The following is a 17896-nucleotide window of genomic DNA, read 5'->3' on the forward strand; positions in this document are numbered from 1 at the left end:
CGGTTCGCAAATGCGGGGAAACGCCCCTTTTTATTCTCGCGCTTTTGCCAGAATAGCCCGGCTTACTTGTCCTTTTTCACCAGTGTGCCGCCGCTGCGGAAGCTGCCGGTGAAGGAGGAATCCTTGCTTTCAGCGGTGCATTCGATGGCGAACGGCTTGCCGGCATAAGGATTGCCGAAGGTACAGAAACCGGCGACTTTGACCTGGCCGGTCATCTTGTTGCCGACACCTGTCGTGACGAGGCTCAGCGGCAGGCGGGCATTGCCGTTGGAGGCGGGCTTGATGCCGCTGCCGTCGCCCTGGAAGCCCAGCGCCTTGCCGTCCGAGGTGAAGATGAAGGTCACCGTGCCGTTGGCCAGCGTGACGCTGGCAAGCTCGTTCTTGCAGCCCTTGGTGGCATCGAACTTGGCGACGACGAGCTTGGCGCACTTGCCGGAAAGCGTAATGACGCCGGGCGCACCGGGAAATGTCTCGGGGGCAGGCGCCGGCGCGGCAGAGGCCGGCAAGGCGAAGGCGGCGGAAAAAATTGCGGCGGCAACAAGCGCGGATAACTTCATTTCGATCTCAAACCCCATGTCCTGGCGAGGCGAATCGCTACCTCGCCCCCAGTTCGCCATGGCATGGCTCTGTGTCCGAATTTGGTTTCGTTATTCCTGTGGGACAAAGATTTCGCCGGCAGCCAAGCGGGCTCGGCGATCGGCCGCAGATGAGCTGGTTGAGCCTGCTGGTTGCAAGGTTCAGCAACGGCAGATTCTGCCTGATATCGGCAACGAATCGATGCGGATGACCGTGACAGGCGCTCGTCGAGCGCCTGTCGCCTTGGATGCACTTCTCGTCAAGGGGAATGGGCCCAGGCAGGGAAGTCCAGGCCCATTCGTTCCCGATCGGAGGTCAAGTCAGATCAGGAATTGGTCGCTGCCGGTCTACAGCGCAGCGCGTCTTTTCAGACGCGCAAAGTGGCCGGCAGCCCTTTATCAGAACGCGCGCTGCAGGCGGAAGTAGCCCGAGGTTACGTCGTCGGCATTATCAGCATCGAGGTACTGAACCGAAACCTTTGCCGAGAGGTTCTCGACAATCTGGTAGTCGATCGTGACGCCGGCCTTCCAGGCGTTGACGTCGTCGTTGAACTCGCCAGCGGTGACGCCGTATTTGTCGTAGTACTGAACAGCCGGGGTGATCTTCAGCTTGTCGGTCGCCTTGATGGCGTATTCAGCAGCGATCGCCCATTCAGCCTTGTTGTAGTAGGCGTTCGGGTTGGTCGCGTAGACAACTGCGAGGCCGAGCGTGCCCGGGCCGACAGCAGCCGTACCCATAGCGCGGATGGCGCCTTCTTCGTTGTCGACATCGTAGCCAGCGGTGATCTGGTAGCTGAAGATACCGGCCTTGCCGCCGAGACCAACGGCAACGCCGAAGTTGTTAGCGGTTTCGCCCTTGTAGAACGGGCTGTCTTCCAGCTCGTCAACGCTGATGCCAGCGTAGAAGGCGTCGGTTTCGTACTGATAACGGATGGAGTTATGCAGCGTTACCGGAGAGCCGATGTCGTCGGTTTCGCCCGAAAGACCATCGTCCCACCAGCTGTAGAACAGACCAGCGCGGAAGCCGGCGATATCGAGATATGCGGAGTCCAGCTGGGCCTTCTGGGCAGAAGCGTTGTCAGCATTGAACTGCATGACGATAACGCCGGTCAGCGGACCGTATTCGGTGTCGCTCTTGGCCGTGAACTGAACCTGACCACGCGTGCGGGCGTCCCAGTCCGAGTCGTTGGCGACAGCACCACCGCCGCCGGCGCCGATCGAGCTGGCGTGCGGAGCAACGTCAACCTGGAAACGAACGTAGCCGTTGATCTTGAGGCAGGTTTCGGTGCCCGGGATGTAGAAGTAGCCGGTGCCGTAAGCATCGCAGACGCGAACGTATTCAACCGGTTCCGGTTCGGCAGCAACGATAGCGTCAGCAGCCTGAGCGCCGGATACTGCTGCAAGTGCAGCAGCGGAGCCGAGAAGAAGGCTCTTGATGTTCATGGAATAACCTCCAGTTCAAATGCAATAGGATGAAGACCGTTGCCATTGGCAGTCCCTACGGATCTTCACCCCGTGTGATCGAAGCGGCACCTTTTTAGCTCGATGCCTGCCTCGCCGCGTAAGTTACATAGGGGATGCTGCACTGCAACGAGATATTCGATTGTGACATTGGGCCGCACCCGCTATGTTGCTGAAACAACACGATTTTTGTCACAAAACCGTCATCTGGCCTTCCCAAAAGCCGCGCCTGCGGATGCTTGAACAATGAGGGGCTGAACCTTCGCTGCGATATGCAATTGATGCTCGCATGAGCATGTCCTCATACGCGAAAATGCCATGACCGCGATCTGCACGAATCGAGGAAGACTAGGTGATGAGGTTCGGCGGCAGGCGGGCATGGCAGGAGACGGGAAGATGAAGGGACCGAGCCGTTGGCATGCCGCCCGCAAGCTCGTCCTTGCGGCCCGGCGGCGTCGAACGCGGCGACGAGAGCTTGGCGCATTCGTCAGCAGGGAACGCATCCCGGTCTGGAAGTCGCAATCTTTCAGATTCGCTCCTCGCACTTCAGGTCTGTCTTCTCAAGCATGTCGCGATCGCCCACAGCACGGTTTTGTGCGACATGCTCTGGAAATCACTCCAGGGTGGCTTCCTTGCGCGCAATATTGCCGCTCACGTCGATGTCGATACCGAGCATCGTGCTGCCGGTCAGGTCGACGCCGTAGTCAATGAGGTTCTGTCGCGTCAGGTGGAGCATGACACGGCCGGCTTGCTCGACCGGCCTGCCGCGCATGTGGGATACGACATATTCGGCGGTGACGGGGTAACGCCCCTGCGGAAGGCTGATACCTTTTGCCAGGGAGATCTTGTCGCTGGAAACCACAAGGGTCTTACGTCGTTTGATGACCTGTGCCACGCTGAAGAACTCCTACCCCGGACAGGTTTATCAAACCTGTGAACCACGATGTGAAAAGGCCTCTCGATTTCTCGAAAGGCCTTGTAGATCAAGCAATCTGGATGGTGGGCGTGACAGGGATTGAACCTGTGACCCCTACGATGTCAACGTAGTGCTCTCCCGCTGAGCTACACGCCCATCCGATGGCGGCGCATAGATCACAAAACCTTCGGAGCCGTCAATAGGCTTTTTTCAGTTTTGTGACGCACCGCCCGGCAAGCCTTATGCGGCAAGCATTTTGTTGACCTCGTCGACGAGGTCGCGCAGGTGGAAAGGCTTGGAAAGGACCTTGGCATCCTTCGGCGCCTTCGAATCGGGGTTCAGCGCCACGGCTGCAAAGCCGGTGATGAACATCACCTTCAGGTCCGGGTCGAGTTCGGTGGCGCGGCGCGCCAGCTCGATGCCGTCCATTTCGGGCATGACGATATCGGTCAGCAGCAGGGAAAAGGGCTCCTCGCGCAACCGGTCGTAGGCGCTGGCGCCGTTGTCGTACGAAAGGACCTTGTAGCCGGCCTTTTCGAGCGCTTTCACCAGGAAACGGCGCATGTCGTTGTCGTCTTCGGCGAGAAGTATCTTCTGAGTCATTAATCCAGACCGCTGATGAATAGGTTTTGGGTGGGCTGCCAGCCGTTTACACTAGTCTTTACCCGGTAAACAACCGGTGAATTGCCTGTCTGCGACCGCCATCCCTTCTACATAGTATGGACTTGAGGCGAGGCAACTGGCAACATGGGCGAAGCAGTCAGTTCATGACATGGTAAAGAGGGCCGAAAGTGCCGGAAATACGGGAATACGAGCTTTTTGAGGTTCATGAGCCCGTGTCGCAGACCATTCCCTTCGTCTACAACTCTCCCCATAGCGGCCGGATTTATCCACCGGAATTCATCGCCCAGTCCAGGCTCGAGGGCATCGCGATTCGCCGTTCCGAGGATCATTACGTCGACGAGCTCTTCGGCTCGGCCGTAGCGCTCGGCGCACCGCTGCTTGCGGCCAACTTTCCGCGCGCCTATCTCGACGTCAACCGCGAGCCCTACGAGCTCGATCCTCGCATGTTCGACGGGCTGCTGCCGCCCTATGCCAACATCAATTCGCTGCGGGTCGCCGGCGGGCTCGGCACCATTCCGCGCATCGTCGCCGAGAACATGGAAATCTATGCGCGGCGCCTGCCGGTGCAGGAGGGCCTCGACCGGGTCGAAGCGGTCTACAAGCCCTATCATGCGGCGCTGCGCCGGCTGATCGCGCGAACCCACGTGCAGTTCGGCTTCGGCGTGCTGATCGACTGCCACTCGATGCCCGGCAACGTGCGAGTCGCCGGCTGCACCGCGCGGCCCGATTTCATCATCGGCGATCGTTACGGCACCAGTGCTTCGGCCGAGCTTTCGCGCGCTGCGATCGCCATCCTCGAGGAAATGGGTTTCGCGGCGATCCGCAACAAACCCTATGCTGGCGGCTTCATCACCGAACATTACGGCCGGCCTTCGCGCGGGCTGCATGCGCTGCAAATCGAAGTGAACCGGGCGATCTATGTCGATGAGGTGACGCTGGAGAAGCGCGAGGATTTCGCCGCGGTGGCCGAGGCAGTCACCGGCTTCATGCGGCAGATGGCGGAATATGTCGAGAAATTCGCCGGCGATCGGGCGTTGGCCGCCGAATAAAGCCGCTTATCGCTTCCGCCTTCGGTTCCTCTGGTCAAAAAAAACCGCGCTTGTGAGCGCGGCTAGTCTAGGGAGGAAACACCCAAGGAGGGTATTTACAGTCAAAGACTGTACTGAGGACGCTACTATTGCATTGCACAAATGTCAAGCAATATATTGCGCTGCGATATCTTTGGGCATTTGGGGCATAATTGCATTCCTCCCGCTTTTCGCTATGAAGGCGATATTCCCGCCAGCCAAACGGTGTCACCATGCTTCCTGACCGCTCGTTCTTCAACCGCCTGGCGGAGGCCGCAAAGGCCGAAACCCTGCCACGCTTCCGCTCCGGCCTCGATGTCACGAACAAGCTTTCCTCGGGTTTCGATCCGGTGACGGAGGGCGATAGGGCGGCCGAACTCGCCATCCGGGCGCTGATCGAGGAGAATTTCCCGGACCACGGCATTCTCGGCGAGGAGCACGGCAATGTCGGGCTCGACCGCGACTATGTCTGGGTGATCGATCCGATCGACGGCACGCGCGCCTTCATATCGGGTGTGCCGGTATGGGGGACGCTGATCGGCCTGCAGAAGCAAGGCCGGGCGATCATGGGTATGATCGAGCAGCCGTTTACCGGCGAACGTTATTTCGCCGACCAGAACGGTTCGATCTATTCCGGGCCGGAAGGCGAGCGACGGCTGGCGACGCGCCGGTGCGATTCACTTTCCAACGCCATTCTCTTCACGACGTCGCCGCATCTCTTCGCCGGGCAGGAGATGGAGAAATACCGGGAGATCGAGAGCCAGGTGCGGCTCTTCCGCTACGGATGCGACTGCTATGCCTATGCGCTGCTGGCTGCCGGCCATATCGATCTCGTCGTGGAAAACAGTCTCAAACCCTATGACGTCGGCGGCATCATTCCCGTTATCGAAGGGGCGGGGGGCATCATCACCACCTGGGACGGCGGACGGCCGGAAAATGGTGGCTCGATCATCGCTGCCGGCAGCCGGGCAGTCTACGAGCAAGCGATCGCCATCCTGCAGCGTTGAGGCCGTTTACGTGCCGAGGGCTGCGACGTCCTGGTTCTCCTCGGCATCGCTGCCGGGAATGAAGGCGTGGAAGGCGGCGAGCGCTGCCGCGCGGTAAATATCCCGTTCTTGGAAGATCTCGTGGCGGGCGCCGTTGATCGGCACCAGCTGGCCGGCGCGGAAATAGCGCGAGAGCCGCTCCTGCGCCGTATAAGGCACGACGCCGTCGCGCGTCGGGGCGATGACGACGGTCGGGATGGTGATCGAGAAGAGATGGTAGGGCGAGGTGACGCGCTCTTGCGTGCGGAAGGCCTCGGTCAGCCAGCGGGCTGTGGGTGGTCCAACCGTCAGCTCCGGATGGGCCTTCATCATCGCGACATTGCGGTCGAAGCGGGCTTCGTCCGAGGTCAGCGGGTTGTCGCGGAAATCCGGTTCCTTCAGTTTCGATGTCAGTGGCATGAAGCCGAGGCCGACGGCTGTCAGCGTGCCGGCAAGGGTGCGGATGGCGCGGGGCGAGGCCGCCTGTCCGATCAGGCCGATGAAGGGGGCTGATAGTACCATGCGATCGATGCGGGTGGTGAGATAGGGAGCTGCCGACAGCGCGATCAGCCCGCCCGTCGAGTGACCGAGCAGGTAGAAGGGCAGGCGGGTATCCGGCAGCACCACTTTTTCGAGGAAGGTGTCGAGATCGCGCTCGTAGTCGGTGAAGTGGCGGATATGGCCGTGGTTGCGGCGCTTGAGGAGCCGCGACGAACCACCCTGGCCGCGCAGATCGAAGGTCGCGACCCAGAGACCCCTGGCGGTCAGGTCGCGAATCGTCTCGAAATATTTCTCGATATATTCGTTGCGTCCCTGGAGGATGACGACCGTGCCCTTGGCGACCTGGGCACTGGCGCGGAAAACCGCGTAACGCAGCCGGTGACCGTCATGGGTTTCGAAGAACCCCTCCGTGCGGTTTTCCGGGGCGGGATTGTCGGGCGTCGAATAGAGAACCTGATCCATGACTTTGCCAATGCGCCGCTGCTGACTGCTTCGCTTATCAGGGATAGCGCATGGCATCCGGCTTGGAAAGCGGTGGCGCCGGCGCGGCCGGCTGCGTAATTCGCTAAATCGGGATCGATTTAAGGATAAAATTATGCAGCATTTCAAAGTGTTACAGCGTCCTTTGCGCGTCTTTTCAGACGCGCGGCGCTGTGGCGCGGGAAAAGGGCCGGCAGGAGCATGAGGGTGCCCGCAGCCGGCCGAGTTTGAGACTGAAGAAGAAGGGACGATGCACTTCAGCCATCGGGACCAGATTTTCCCCGACGCCAGATTCTTACGCGAATGCGCCTGAATGCCTTCCGAACCGATCGTTCATGCCGGGTTCACCGGGCCGGATGCGGCAATTTCGGAAAGGTCTTGAACTCGTCAAATCCCATCACCATCTCCATCCTGCAGGTGCCAAAAAGGGCCTGCGCAACCGTCCCGAGGCCGCCAAAGATGGGGTTTCAGGGGCATTTTATCGCAACACGTCGCTTCCACAGGAGGACATTATGCGTCACGTAGACTTCTCTCCCCTTTATCGCTCTACTGTCGGTTTCGACCGGCTCTTCACCATGCTCGACAGCCTTGCCCAGCCGGAGCAGGCGCAGACCTATCCGCCCTACAATATCGAGCGCACCGGTGAAAACACCTACCGCATCACCATGGCTGTTGCCGGTTTCGACGAGACCGAACTCTCGATCGAGGCTCATGCCCATGTGCTGGCCGTGAAGGGTGAAAAGAACGAGGAAACCCCGGAAAGCGGCGAATTCCTCTATCGCGGCATTGCCAAGCGCACCTTCGAGCGCCGCTTCCAGCTTGCCGATCATGTTGAGGTGACCGCCGCTTCGCTGAAGAACGGCCTGCTTCACATCGACCTCCTGCGCAATATTCCCGAGGCCATGAAGCCCCGCAAGATCGCGATTGCCGCCGAGCCCATCGAGGCTCCGAAGGCCATCGAGGCGCAGGTCATCAACGGCTGATCCTCATTCCCTTACGGGTAAAACGAACGGCGCTCCCATCGGGGCGCCGTTTTTTATTGTCGCTGTGGAGGCCTAGTCGCTCAGGCCGGGCTGGCGGCATCCGTCATTTGCTGTTCCGTTGCGCGCCGGGCCGCGGCGGCGGCATATTTCTGGGCGATGACGGCGCAAGCCATGAGCTGGATCTGGTGGAAGAGCATCAGGGGAAGAACGATCGCGCCGATCGACTGGCCGGCAAAGATGACGTTGGCCATCGGCACGCCGCTCGCAAGGCTTTTCTTCGAGCCGCAGAAGGTGATGGTGATCTCGTCAGCCTTGTTGAAGCCCAGCCAGCGGCTGCCGAACATCGTCAAAGCAAGGACCAACGCCAGAAGGACGATGTCGGCAACGATGACAACGGCGATGTCGGCGATCGAGAAGGTGTGCCACAGCCCTTCGACGACGGCCGTGCTGAAGGCGAGATAGACGACCATCAGGATCGAGCCGCGGTCAACCGGCATCAGGATCTTCTTCTTGGCGCGGATCCAGTCGCCGATCCAGGGCTGCAGGATCTGGCCGACGATGAAGGGTGCAAGCAGCTGGAGGAGGATCTGCTGCAGCGCATCGAAGGAAAAGCCGCCATGGCCGCCGACGGAAAAGAGCAGACCGACGAGCAACGGTGTCAGGAACATGCCGAAGATGTTGGAGGCCGAGGCGGAGCAGATGGCCGCTGGCACATTGCCGCCCGCCATCGAGGTGAAGGCGATCGACGACTGCACCGTCGACGGCAGCACGCAGAGGAAGAGGATGCCGAGATAAAGCGGCTGTGGCAGGATCGTATCGGGGACCAATCCGAGTGCCAGGCCGAGCAGCGGGAAAATGCCGAAGGTCGTCAGCAGGATGACGAGATGCAGGCGCCAGTGCAGGAGGCCAGCAATAACGACGTCTCGTGACAGGCGCGCGCCATGCAGGAAGAACAGTGCCGCAATGGCAAGATCGGTGGCGATGCCGAAATAGCCTGCAAAACTGCCGCGCGCCGGAAGCAGCGAAGCAAGAATGACGGTGCAGACGAGCAGAATCGTGAAGGTATCGGGCAGAAAGCGGCGCATGGCGGTCTCGCGGCGTAATAAACAGTCATTGTTCTGTCGTCCATTATGATCCAGGATGCAAGGAATAACAGTTATCGAGAAATTGGATTCGACATGCTGGATCTTTCACAACTTCGCAGTTTCATCGCCGTCGAACAGATGGGCAGTTTCACGCTCGCCGCAGAAAGGCTCGGCCTCGGGCAATCGACGGTCAGCCAGCACATCCAGCGGCTGGAGACCACGCTCGGGCGAAGGCTCCTCGCGCGCGACACGCACAAGGTGATGCTGACCGGTGACGGCGAGGCGCTGCTTTCGCATGCGCGCGCCATGCTTCAGATCGAGGGCCAGGTGCAATCGCTGTTCAGGAGCAACAGCCTGCGCGGCAGCCTGCGGCTCGGCGTCTCGGAGGATTTCGTCACCAGCCAGCTGCCGGCAGTGCTGGAGGATTTCGTTCGTTCACATCCTTCCGTCGATCTGGAGCTGACCGTGGCGCTTTCCGGCGTCCTTTACGAGATGCAGGACAATGGCGAGATCGATCTGGTGCTCGCCAAGCGCCGGCTTGGCGATGCGCGCGGAAAACTGGTCTATCGCGAGCCACTCGTCTGGCTGGCGCGCGATCCGGAGCATGTGCTCGCCTCCGGTCTTCTACCGCTCATCGCCTTTCCGCCGCCGAGCGTCACGCGGGCGATCGCGCTGGAGGCGCTCGGACGAAATGGTGTTGCCTGGCGGATCGTCTGCACCTGTGGCAGCCTGAGTGGGCTGACGGCGGCGGCACGAGCCGGCATGGGCGTGCTGGTGCAGCCCCGCAGCATGGCGCCGTCAGGGCTGAAGGAGATCGCCGCAGGAAAGTTGCCGGTGCTGGAGGATGTGGAATTCGTGCTGGTGCCGCGCAAGGGAGCCGATCAGGCGCTGGTTTCGGCGCTTTCGGAAGATATTCTGCAGAAGGTGCGAAGGTTGAAGTCGGGGTGAGGCATTGCCGTCACCGAAAGGCCTGCCGCACCGGCAGGCCATTTCGACTGGCGGTCAGGCGGAGAGGCACTTCAGGAAGCCGTCCACATCCGCTTCCGTCGTCGCGAAGCTGGTGACGAGGCGGATCAGAGCCTCACTTTTGGAAGCGAGTTCCGGCATTGCTGCGGGGATAGGCCATTCATAGAACTTGGCGCCCCTTTCCTCCGCGGTCTTTGCAGCACTTTTGCTGACGATGGCAAAGACTTCGTTGGATGCGGTCGGCCAGGCAAGGCGGGCGGCGCTGCTCGCGCCGATGCCGGCGCGCAACCGGTCGGCCATGCTGTTCGAATGGCGGGCGAGATCGAGCCAGAGGCCGTTTTCGAAATAGGCATCGAACTGGGCTGCGATGAAACGCGACTTGGAGAAGAGCTGGGCGGCGCGCTTGCGGATGAAGGGCATTTCCTTTGCCTGATCCGGATTGAAGAAGACGATCGCTTCCGCGCACCAGCAGCCGTTCTTGGTGCCGCCGAAAGAAAGCATGTCGACGCCGCGCTTCCACGTCATCTCGGCCGGGGTTGCGCCAAGCGCCACCAGCGCATTGGCGAAGCGGGCGCCGTCCATGTGGAGCGGCAGATTGCGCTTTCTTGATATGGCGGCGATCTCGCCGATCTCCGGCAGCGAATAGACGGTGCCGATCTCGGTCGCCTGGGTGATGGTCACCGCGCTGGCGCGGCCATGGCGGAGGGCGTCCTCGGGAAAGTTCGCGATCCTTGCGGAAAGCTTGGCCGGATCGATCTTGCCGGCTTCGCCGTCGACGGCAACGAGGCGGGCGGAGCCGGAGAAGAACTCCGGTGCGCCGCATTCATCCTCGATCACATGAGATTCCGCATGGCAGAAAGTGATCCCGCCGGGGCGCTGGACGCTTGCCAGCGACAGGGAATTGGCGGCGGTGCCGGTGGCAACGAAGAAAACGGAAACCTCACGCTCGAAGATTTCGGAAAAGCGGGCTTCGACCTTCTTGTCGAGGTCACCGGCGCCATAGGCTGGGGCAAAGCCGCTCGATTCCGTCAGCAGGCGTTCGACAATGGATCTGTGGGCGCCGGCCCAGTTATCGGAAGCAAAGAACATGGGGAAACCGTGGGAAAGGAAGGGTCGGGCGGGTTCGGGAGCGGAGATTAAGCGAAAGCTTCACAGGATCAAGGTCGTCTTCCCGGACACATCACAGAAATTGAACTACGCAATCAATAAACAAAATGATCCTGTTTTTCGTAATTTTATTTCGCTGCGCTCGCTGCTGCGGTAATCTTCCGTCGCAAATTGACGTTTTTTGACGGCGCGCTCTTGCGGAGCTGGATGCTTTCTGGCATAGAACAGATGAATTAGGACAGTGTTGCTGTCCTATTTTGGCCTTTGCGGCCGAAGAGGCGCCGAAAGCCCTGGAACAGAACGGCTTTCACGCTATAGTTCTTCCGAGCGCCAAACCCCATGGACGGGCGGCGCGCGGAGGCGAATGGCAGGCGCGGAACGCGACGGTTTGCTTTCCCAAGCAGATGTCTGCGACCGATCTTCACAATGCAACAGCGCTGTCATGCGCCGGACCTATTTTCGGGTTGCGGCGCCGGACGAAAAGCCGCCCGCAGCCCCGCGGGCTTCGACAGGAGGAAAGACGATGACGAAGACGCCATCCATGGAATTTGACCAGTTTGCTGCTGCCAAGGTGCGCGCGACGGCCAATATGTCCAAATCCGCCTCCGGCCTGCCGAAGAAACAGGGCCTCTATGATCCGCGCAACGAACATGATGCCTGTGGCGTCGGCTTCGTCGCGCATCTGAAGGGTGAGAAGTCGCATCAGATCGTCAAGGACGGTCTCTTCATCCTCGAGAACCTGACGCATCGCGGCGCCGTCGGCGCCGATCCGCTGATGGGTGACGGCGCCGGCATTCTGGTGCAGATCCCCGACGGGTTCTTCCGCGAGGAGATGGTCGCACAGGGCATCACCCTGCCGCCGGTCGGCGAATATGGCGTCGGCCATATCTTCATGCCGCGCGACGAGAAGCAGATCGAGCACTTCAAGAAGGTCATCAAGGACGTCATCGTCGAAGAAGGCCAGGTCTTCATCGGCTTCCGCGATGTGCCTGTTGATAACTCCTCGCTTTCCAAGGCGCCTGACATCGCCGCGACCGAGCCGCATCACGTGCAGGTCTTCATCGGCGCCGGTGAGGATGCCGAAAACAACGACGAGTTCGAGCGCCGGCTGTTCACCCTCCGCAAGGTGATCTCCAACCGCATCTATGATGAGTTCGACGGCGAGGAGAGCAATTTCTATCCGGTATCGCTGTCGTCGGCGACGGTGGTCTACAAGGGCATGTTCCTGGCCTATCAGGTCGGCGCCTATTATAAGGACCTTTCGGATCCGCGTTTCCAAAGCGCGGTCGCTCTCGTGCACCAGCGCTTCTCGACCAACACCTTCCCATCGTGGAAGCTTGCGCATCCCTATCGCATGGTCGCCCACAATGGCGAGATCAACACGCTGCGCGGCAACGTCAACTGGATGGCGGCGCGGCAGGCGTCAGTCTCCTCGCCGCTGTTCGGCGAGGATATCTCCAAGCTCTGGCCGATTTCCTACGAAGGACAATCGGACACGGCCTGCTTCGACAACGCGCTCGAATTCCTGGTGCGCGGCGGTTATTCGCTGGCGCATGCGGTGATGATGCTGATCCCGGAGGCCTGGGCCGGCAACCAGTCGATGGCCGCCGAACGCAAGGCTTTCTACGAATATCACGCTGCGCTGATGGAGCCGTGGGATGGCCCGGCTGCCGTTGCCTTCACCGACGGCCGGCAGATCGGTGCGACGCTTGACCGCAACGGCCTGCGGCCGGCGCGCTACCTCGTTACCGACGACGACCGTGTCATCATGGCGTCGGAGGCCGGCGTGCTGCCCGTTCCTGAGGAAAAGATCATCCAGAAGTGGCGCCTGCAGCCGGGCAAGATGCTGCTGATCGACATGGAAGAAGGCCGCATCATCTCCGACGACGAGGTGAAGTCGCAGCTTGCGACGGCGCATCCCTATCGCAGCTGGCTCGATCGCACCCAGCTCATCCTCGAAGAGCTGAAGCCGGTGGAGCCGCGGGCGCTGCGCCGCGACGTGTCGCTGCTCGACCGTCAGCAGGCCTTCGGCTACACGACCGAGGATACCCGCATCCTGATGTCGCCGATGGCGACGACGGGGCAGGAGGCGATCGGCTCGATGGGCACAGACACGCCGATCTCGGCGATGTCGGAAAAGCCGAAGCTGCTCTACACCTATTTCAAGCAGAACTTCGCGCAGGTGACCAACCCGCCGATCGATCCGATCCGCGAGGAACTGGTGATGAGCCTTGTCTCCTTCATCGGCCCGCGTCCGAACATTCTCGACCACGAAGGCATGGCGAACGCCAAGCGCCTCGAGGTTCGCCAGCCGATCCTGACCAATGGCGATCTCGAAAAGATCCGCTCGATCGGCCATACGGAAGACCGCTTCGACACCAAGACGCTCGATTTCACCTATGACATCGAGCGTGGCGCTGAAGGCATGCCTGAGATGCTCGACCGGCTCTGCGAGCGCGCGGAGGCGGCGGTCAAGGGCGGTTACAACATCATCGTGCTCTCCGACCGTCAGATCGGGCCTGACCGGATCGCTATTCCGGCTTTGCTGGCGACGGCTGCCGTGCACCACCACCTGATCCGCAAGGGGCTTCGCACCTCGGTCGGTCTCGTGGTGGAGACCGGCGAACCGCGCGAAGTGCATCATTTCTGCCTGCTCGCCGGCTACGGCGCCGAGGCGATCAACCCTTATCTCGCCTTTGACACGCTGCTCGACATGCATGCCAAGGGCGAATTCCCGAAGGAAGTGGATGCCTCCGAGGTCGTCTACCGCTACATCAAGGCGGTCGGCAAAGGCATCCTCAAGGTCATGTCGAAGATGGGCATCTCGACCTATCAGTCCTATTGCGGAGCGCAGATATTCGATGCGATCGGCCTCGCATCGGAACTCGTCGACAAGTATTTCTTCGGAACCGCGACGATGATCGAAGGCATCGGCCTCGAAGCGATCGCCGCAGAGACCGTCGCCCGTCATACCGCTGCCTTCGGCAAGGATCCGCTGCTTGCGACGACGCTCGATATCGGCGGCGAATATGCCTACCGCATGCGCGGAGAAAGCCATGCCTGGACGCCGGATGCGGTTGCCGCCCTCCAGCATGCCGTGCGCGGCAATGCCGAGGACCGCTACCGCGAATTCGCCGACATGGTGAACAATTCGGCGCTGCGCATGAACACGATCCGTGGGCTGTTCAACATCAAGAGCGCCGAGGCTCTCGGCCGCAAGCCGGTATCGATCGACGAGGTCGAGCCGGCGGTCGATATCGTCAAGCGTTTCTCGACGGGGGCGATGTCCTTCGGCTCGATCTCGAGGGAGGCGCATACGACGCTGGCGATCGCCATGAACCGGATCGGCGGCAAGTCGAACACCGGCGAGGGCGGCGAGGAATCCGACCGCTATATGCCGCTGCACGATGGTTCGATGAACCCGGAACGCTCGGCGATCAAGCAGATCGCGTCGGGCCGCTTCGGCGTCACCACCGAATATCTCGTCAATGCCGATGTGTTGCAGATCAAGGTGGCGCAGGGCGCAAAGCCCGGCGAAGGCGGCCAGCTGCCGGGCCACAAGGTTGACGCGACCGTTGCCAAGACCCGCCACTCGACGCCGGGCGTCGGCCTGATCTCGCCGCCGCCACACCACGACATCTATTCGATCGAAGATCTGGCGCAGCTGATCTACGACCTGAAGAACGTCAACCCGACCGCTGACATTTCGGTCAAGCTCGTCTCGGAAGTCGGCGTCGGTACGGTTGCAGCCGGTGTCGCCAAGGCGCGCGCCGACCATATCACTGTCGCTGGCTTCGACGGCGGCACGGGTGCCTCGCCGCTGACCTCGCTGAAGCATGCCGGCAGTCCTTGGGAGATCGGCCTTGCCGAGACCCAGCAGACGCTGGTGCTGAACGGCCTGCGTTCGCGCGTCGCGCTACAGGTGGACGGCGGTCTCAAGACCGGCCGCGACGTCATCATCGGGGCGCTGCTCGGCGCCGACGAGTTCGGCTTCGCCACCGCGCCGCTGATCGCGGCCGGCTGCATCATGATGCGCAAGTGCCATCTCAACACCTGTCCGGTGGGTGTGGCGACGCAGGACCCTGTGTTGCGCAAGCGCTTCAAGGGCACGCCGGAGCACGTCATCAACTACTTCTTCTTCGTCGCCAACGAAGTGCGCGAAATCCTCGCCTCGCTCGGGTTCACCCGGCTCGACGACATCATCGGCGCCTCGGAGTTCCTGGAGAAGGACGAGATGCTGGCGCACTGGAAGGCGAAGGGCCTCGACTTCAACCGCATCTTCCACAAGGTCGATGCTCCGAAGCAGGAGACGTTCTGGACGAGCCGGCAGCAGCATCCGATCGACGATATTCTCGACCGCGTGCTGATCGAGCAGGCACAGCCGGCGCTGACCGCCAAGACCCCCGTTGCCTTCGAGGTCGGCATCAGGAACGTCGACCGTTCGGCAGGCGCCATGCTTTCAGGCGAGGTCGCCAAACGCTTCAATCATCGCGGGCTGAAGGAAGACACGATCAATGTGACGCTTCGCGGCACGGCGGGGCAGAGCTTCGGCGCTTTCCTGGCGCGCGGCGTCACCTTCAACCTAATCGGCGACGGTAACGACTATGTCGGCAAGGGGCTTTCGGGCGGCAAGATCATCATCCGGCCGCCGGAGAATTCGAGGATCGTGGCCGAGAACTCGATCATCGTCGGCAACACCGTGCTTTACGGTGCGACCGAGGGCGAATGCTACTTCCGCGGCGTGGCGGGCGAACGTTTCGCCGTGCGCAATTCGGGCGCGATCGCCATCGTCGAAGGTGTCGGTGACCATGGCTGCGAATACATGACCGGCGGCGTCGTCGTCGTGCTCGGCGCCACGGGCCGCAATTTCGCGGCCGGCATGTCCGGTGGCGTGGCCTACGTGCTCGATGAAACCGGCGATTTCGCCAGCCGCTGCAACATGGCGATGGTCGAGCTCGAACCGGTTCCGGAGGAGGACGATATGCTGGAGAAGCTGCATCATCACGGCGGCGATCTCATGCACAAGGGGCGTGTCGACGTCTCCGGTGACATGACCCGCCATGACGAAGAGCGCCTCTACCAGCTGATCTCCAACCATCTGCACTACACGGACTCGGCCCGCGCCAAGCAGATCCTCGACAACTGGGCCGACTACCGTCCGAAGTTCCGCAAGGTCATGCCGGTCGAATACCGGCGTGCGCTCGAGGAAATGGAACGCAGCCGGATGGGCATTGCGGCGGAATGATTTGCACCGTGCCATCCGTCACCTGCTGAGATGGTGTGACGGATGGCGAATATCTCGATGACCCGTGACGATCATGCCGATGGCGGAAAGCCATCCAGATCACGCGGGATCCTTCAGGGGATATGCGCCTATGACGGTCGAGAGAAAGCAACCCGCCCGGGATACCGGGACTGATGACAGACAACTGGCCGCGGGCGAGGCGGTCATGAGGGTAAGGGACGAAGACATGGGTAAGGTAACAGGGTTTCTGGAAATCGACCGGCAGGTGGCGAAGTATCAGCCGGCGTCGGATCGCATCCGTCATTTCCGCGAGTTCACGATCCCGATGTCGGACCCGGAAGTGCAGAAACAGGCCGCGCGCTGCATGGACTGTGGCATTCCTTATTGCCATGGCCCCACCGGCTGCCCGGTGCACAACCAGATTCCGGACTGGAACGACCTCGTCTACAACAACAACTGGGAAGCGGCGATCCAGAACCTGCATTCGACCAACAACTTCCCTGAGTTCACCGGCCGCGTCTGCCCCGCTCCTTGCGAGGAAGCCTGCACGCTGAATCTCGAGGATGCACCGGTCGCGATCAAGACGGTCGAGCAGGCGATCGCCGACAAGGCCTATGAGCTCGGTTTTATAAGGCCGCAGCCGGCCACAGTGCATACTGGCAAGAAGGTCGCCGTCATCGGCTCAGGCCCTGCCGGCATGGCGGCTGCCCAGCAGCTCGGCCGCGCCGGTCATGATGTGCATGTCTATGAGCGCGAGACCAAGCCGGGTGGCCTGCTGCGCTACGGCATTCCCGATTTCAAGATGGAGAAGAACTTCATCGACCGCCGCGTCGAGCAGATGAAGGGCGAGGGTGTCACCTTCCATTGCGGCGTCAATGTCGGCGTCGACGTCAAGGTCGAACAACTGCTCGCAGATCACGACGCCGTTCTTTACTGCGGCGGCTCCGAGACCCCGCGCGAGGCTGGCATTCCGGGCGCGGATCTTGCCGGGGTGCATGATGCGATGCCCTATCTCGTGCAGCAGAACCGCCGTGTCGGGCGCGAAAACATTGACAGCGTCGGCTGGCCGTCGGACCCGATCCTTGCCGGCGCCAAGCATGTCGTCGTCGTCGGTGGCGGCGATACGGCGTCGGACTGTGTCGGCACGGCGTTCCGCCAGGGCGCCGTTAAGGTCACCCAGCTCGACATCCGGCCGCAGCCTCCGGAGAAGGAAGACAAGCTGGCCGTCTGGCCCTTCTGGGCGACGAAAATGCGCACCTCCTCCTCGCAGGCCGAGGGCGCCGTGCGCGAATTCCAGGTGGCGACACTCGAATTCGTCGGCGAAGATGGCGTGCTGACGGGCGTCAAGTGCTGCGAAGTCGATGAGCGCCGGCGTCCGGTGCCGGGCACGGAATTCGTGATCCGCGCCGATCTCGCCTTCATCGCTATCGGCTTCCGCGGCCCGTTCACAACAAGCGTGCTGAAGGAACTGGAAGGCAAGCTGACGCTCAACACCGACAAGCGCGGCTCGACCAACGTCGTCGCCAACGACCGCGACTACAAGACCTCGATCGACAAGTTCTGGACAGCGGGCGACGTGCGCCGTGGCCAGTCGCTGGTGGTCTGGGCAATCCGCGAGGGCCGCCAGGCGGCACGCGCGATCGACGAGGCACTGATGGGCTCGACCGTCCTGCCGAACTGACCCTCGGCCTAACACACCACTCCTGATGACAAGAACTCCGCCTCTCCGGCGGAGTCAGACTGCTGACAAACCCCTGGCACCGTCCAGGGGTTTATGATTCATTGGGACATGTTGAAGAAACCTGCCCCCACCCAGACGGCTCTTGAGATGGTGACGCTCGATAGCCTGGTGCCGAAGGAT

At 61.4% G+C, this 17896-nt stretch carries 14 protein-coding genes and 1 tRNA gene; 6 read left to right on the forward strand and 9 right to left on the reverse strand.

Annotated features, from left to right (window positions below):
• Nucleotides 1–62: 62 nt before the first annotated feature.
• The 6 genes from EFD55_RS25470 to cpdR1 form a co-directional block, all read right to left on the reverse strand.
• On the reverse strand, nucleotides 63–557 hold the full coding sequence (locus EFD55_RS25470) for a hypothetical protein (RefSeq protein WP_245438546.1): 495 nt from the start codon (nucleotides 555–557) through the stop codon (nucleotides 63–65).
• 417 nt (nucleotides 558–974) lie between these two features.
• On the reverse strand, nucleotides 975–2018 hold the full coding sequence (locus EFD55_RS25475) for a porin (RefSeq protein ID WP_125848661.1): 1044 nt from the start codon (nucleotides 2016–2018) through the stop codon (nucleotides 975–977).
• 366 nt (nucleotides 2019–2384) lie between these two features.
• On the reverse strand, nucleotides 2385–2558 hold the full coding sequence (locus tag EFD55_RS33300) for a hypothetical protein (RefSeq protein WP_165504916.1): 174 nt from the start codon (nucleotides 2556–2558) through the stop codon (nucleotides 2385–2387).
• Between the two features lie 91 nt (nucleotides 2559–2649).
• Complete coding sequence (locus tag EFD55_RS25480; RefSeq protein ID WP_245438547.1) at nucleotides 2650–2931, reverse strand: hypothetical protein; 282 nt, start codon at nucleotides 2929–2931, stop codon at nucleotides 2650–2652.
• Between the two features lie 102 nt (nucleotides 2932–3033).
• Nucleotides 3034–3108: transfer RNA gene (locus EFD55_RS25485), tRNA-Val, on the reverse strand.
• An 84-nt stretch (nucleotides 3109–3192) separates the two neighbouring features.
• Nucleotides 3193–3555, reverse strand: a complete 363-nt coding sequence (gene cpdR1, locus EFD55_RS25490; RefSeq protein ID WP_003542883.1) for a response regulator CpdR1 — start codon at nucleotides 3553–3555, stop codon at nucleotides 3193–3195.
• A 188-nt stretch (nucleotides 3556–3743) separates the two neighbouring features.
• Between cpdR1 and EFD55_RS25495 the strand changes: the two genes are divergently transcribed.
• Entirely contained in the window at nucleotides 3744–4625 is an 882-nt protein-coding gene (locus tag EFD55_RS25495) for an N-formylglutamate amidohydrolase (protein ID WP_125848663.1), read from the forward strand.
• Nucleotides 4626–4876: 251 nt separating this feature from the next.
• Nucleotides 4877–5650: a histidinol-phosphatase gene (gene hisN, locus EFD55_RS25500; RefSeq protein ID WP_125848665.1), complete on the forward strand. Its 774-nt coding sequence runs from the start codon at nucleotides 4877–4879 to the stop codon at nucleotides 5648–5650.
• A 6-nt stretch (nucleotides 5651–5656) separates the two neighbouring features.
• Here the strand turns inward: hisN and EFD55_RS25505 are convergent, their stop codons facing one another.
• Nucleotides 5657–6631, reverse strand: a complete 975-nt coding sequence (locus EFD55_RS25505) for an alpha/beta fold hydrolase (RefSeq protein ID WP_125848667.1) — start codon at nucleotides 6629–6631, stop codon at nucleotides 5657–5659.
• Between the two features lie 530 nt (nucleotides 6632–7161).
• Between EFD55_RS25505 and EFD55_RS25510 the strand changes: the two genes are divergently transcribed.
• Nucleotides 7162–7632, forward strand: a complete 471-nt coding sequence (locus EFD55_RS25510) for an Hsp20 family protein (RefSeq protein ID WP_125848669.1) — start codon at nucleotides 7162–7164, stop codon at nucleotides 7630–7632.
• Between the two features lie 80 nt (nucleotides 7633–7712).
• On the opposite strand, the gene EFD55_RS25515 is transcribed toward EFD55_RS25510, so the two are convergent.
• A complete protein-coding gene (locus EFD55_RS25515) occupies nucleotides 7713–8717 on the reverse strand; it encodes a bile acid:sodium symporter family protein (RefSeq protein ID WP_125848671.1) in 1005 nt (334 codons plus the stop codon).
• Between the two features lie 93 nt (nucleotides 8718–8810).
• On the opposite strand from EFD55_RS25515, the gene EFD55_RS25520 reads away from it, so the two are divergent.
• Nucleotides 8811–9665, forward strand: coding sequence for a LysR family transcriptional regulator (locus tag EFD55_RS25520; RefSeq protein WP_125848673.1), 855 nt, complete (start codon nucleotides 8811–8813; stop codon nucleotides 9663–9665).
• A gap of 54 nt (nucleotides 9666–9719) precedes the next feature.
• Here the strand turns inward: EFD55_RS25520 and EFD55_RS25525 are convergent, their stop codons facing one another.
• A complete protein-coding gene (locus tag EFD55_RS25525) occupies nucleotides 9720–10772 on the reverse strand; it encodes a threonine aldolase family protein (protein ID WP_125848675.1) in 1053 nt (350 codons plus the stop codon).
• Between the two features lie 541 nt (nucleotides 10773–11313).
• Between EFD55_RS25525 and gltB the strand changes: the two genes are divergently transcribed.
• Together gltB and EFD55_RS25535 are read left to right on the forward strand one after the other, a co-directional pair.
• Nucleotides 11314–16035, forward strand: a complete 4722-nt coding sequence (gene gltB / locus EFD55_RS25530) for a glutamate synthase large subunit (RefSeq protein ID WP_125848677.1) — start codon at nucleotides 11314–11316, stop codon at nucleotides 16033–16035.
• A gap of 226 nt (nucleotides 16036–16261) precedes the next feature.
• Nucleotides 16262–17716: a glutamate synthase subunit beta gene (locus tag EFD55_RS25535; RefSeq protein WP_125848689.1), complete on the forward strand. Its 1455-nt coding sequence runs from the start codon at nucleotides 16262–16264 to the stop codon at nucleotides 17714–17716.
• Nucleotides 17717–17896 lie beyond the last annotated feature (180 nt).

This window comes from Rhizobium pisi, assembly GCF_003938655.1.
GTDB lineage: Bacteria > Pseudomonadota > Alphaproteobacteria > Rhizobiales > Rhizobiaceae > Rhizobium > Rhizobium pisi.

Excerpts from the sequence above, each read along its gene's own strand:
- gltB (WP_125848677.1), top strand. The coding sequence starts at position 11,314 with ATGACGAAGACGCCATCCATGGAATTTGACCAGTTTGCTGCTGCCAAG.
- EFD55_RS25475 (WP_125848661.1), bottom strand. The coding sequence starts at position 2,018 with ATGAACATCAAGAGCCTTCTTCTCGGCTCCGCTGCTGCACTTGCAGCA.
- EFD55_RS25505 (WP_125848667.1), bottom strand. The coding sequence starts at position 6,631 with ATGGATCAGGTTCTCTATTCGACGCCCGACAATCCCGCCCCGGAAAAC.
- EFD55_RS25515 (WP_125848671.1), bottom strand. The coding sequence starts at position 8,717 with ATGCGCCGCTTTCTGCCCGATACCTTCACGATTCTGCTCGTCTGCACC.
- EFD55_RS25520 (WP_125848673.1), top strand. The coding sequence starts at position 8,811 with ATGCTGGATCTTTCACAACTTCGCAGTTTCATCGCCGTCGAACAGATG.
- hisN (WP_125848665.1), top strand. The coding sequence starts at position 4,877 with ATGCTTCCTGACCGCTCGTTCTTCAACCGCCTGGCGGAGGCCGCAAAG.
- EFD55_RS25535 (WP_125848689.1), top strand. The coding sequence starts at position 16,262 with ATGGGTAAGGTAACAGGGTTTCTGGAAATCGACCGGCAGGTGGCGAAG.
- EFD55_RS25510 (WP_125848669.1), top strand. The coding sequence starts at position 7,162 with ATGCGTCACGTAGACTTCTCTCCCCTTTATCGCTCTACTGTCGGTTTC.
- EFD55_RS25470 (WP_245438546.1), bottom strand. The coding sequence starts at position 557 with ATGAAGTTATCCGCGCTTGTTGCCGCCGCAATTTTTTCCGCCGCCTTC.
- cpdR1 (WP_003542883.1), bottom strand. The coding sequence starts at position 3,555 with ATGACTCAGAAGATACTTCTCGCCGAAGACGACAACGACATGCGCCGT.
- EFD55_RS25525 (WP_125848675.1), bottom strand. The coding sequence starts at position 10,772 with ATGTTCTTTGCTTCCGATAACTGGGCCGGCGCCCACAGATCCATTGTC.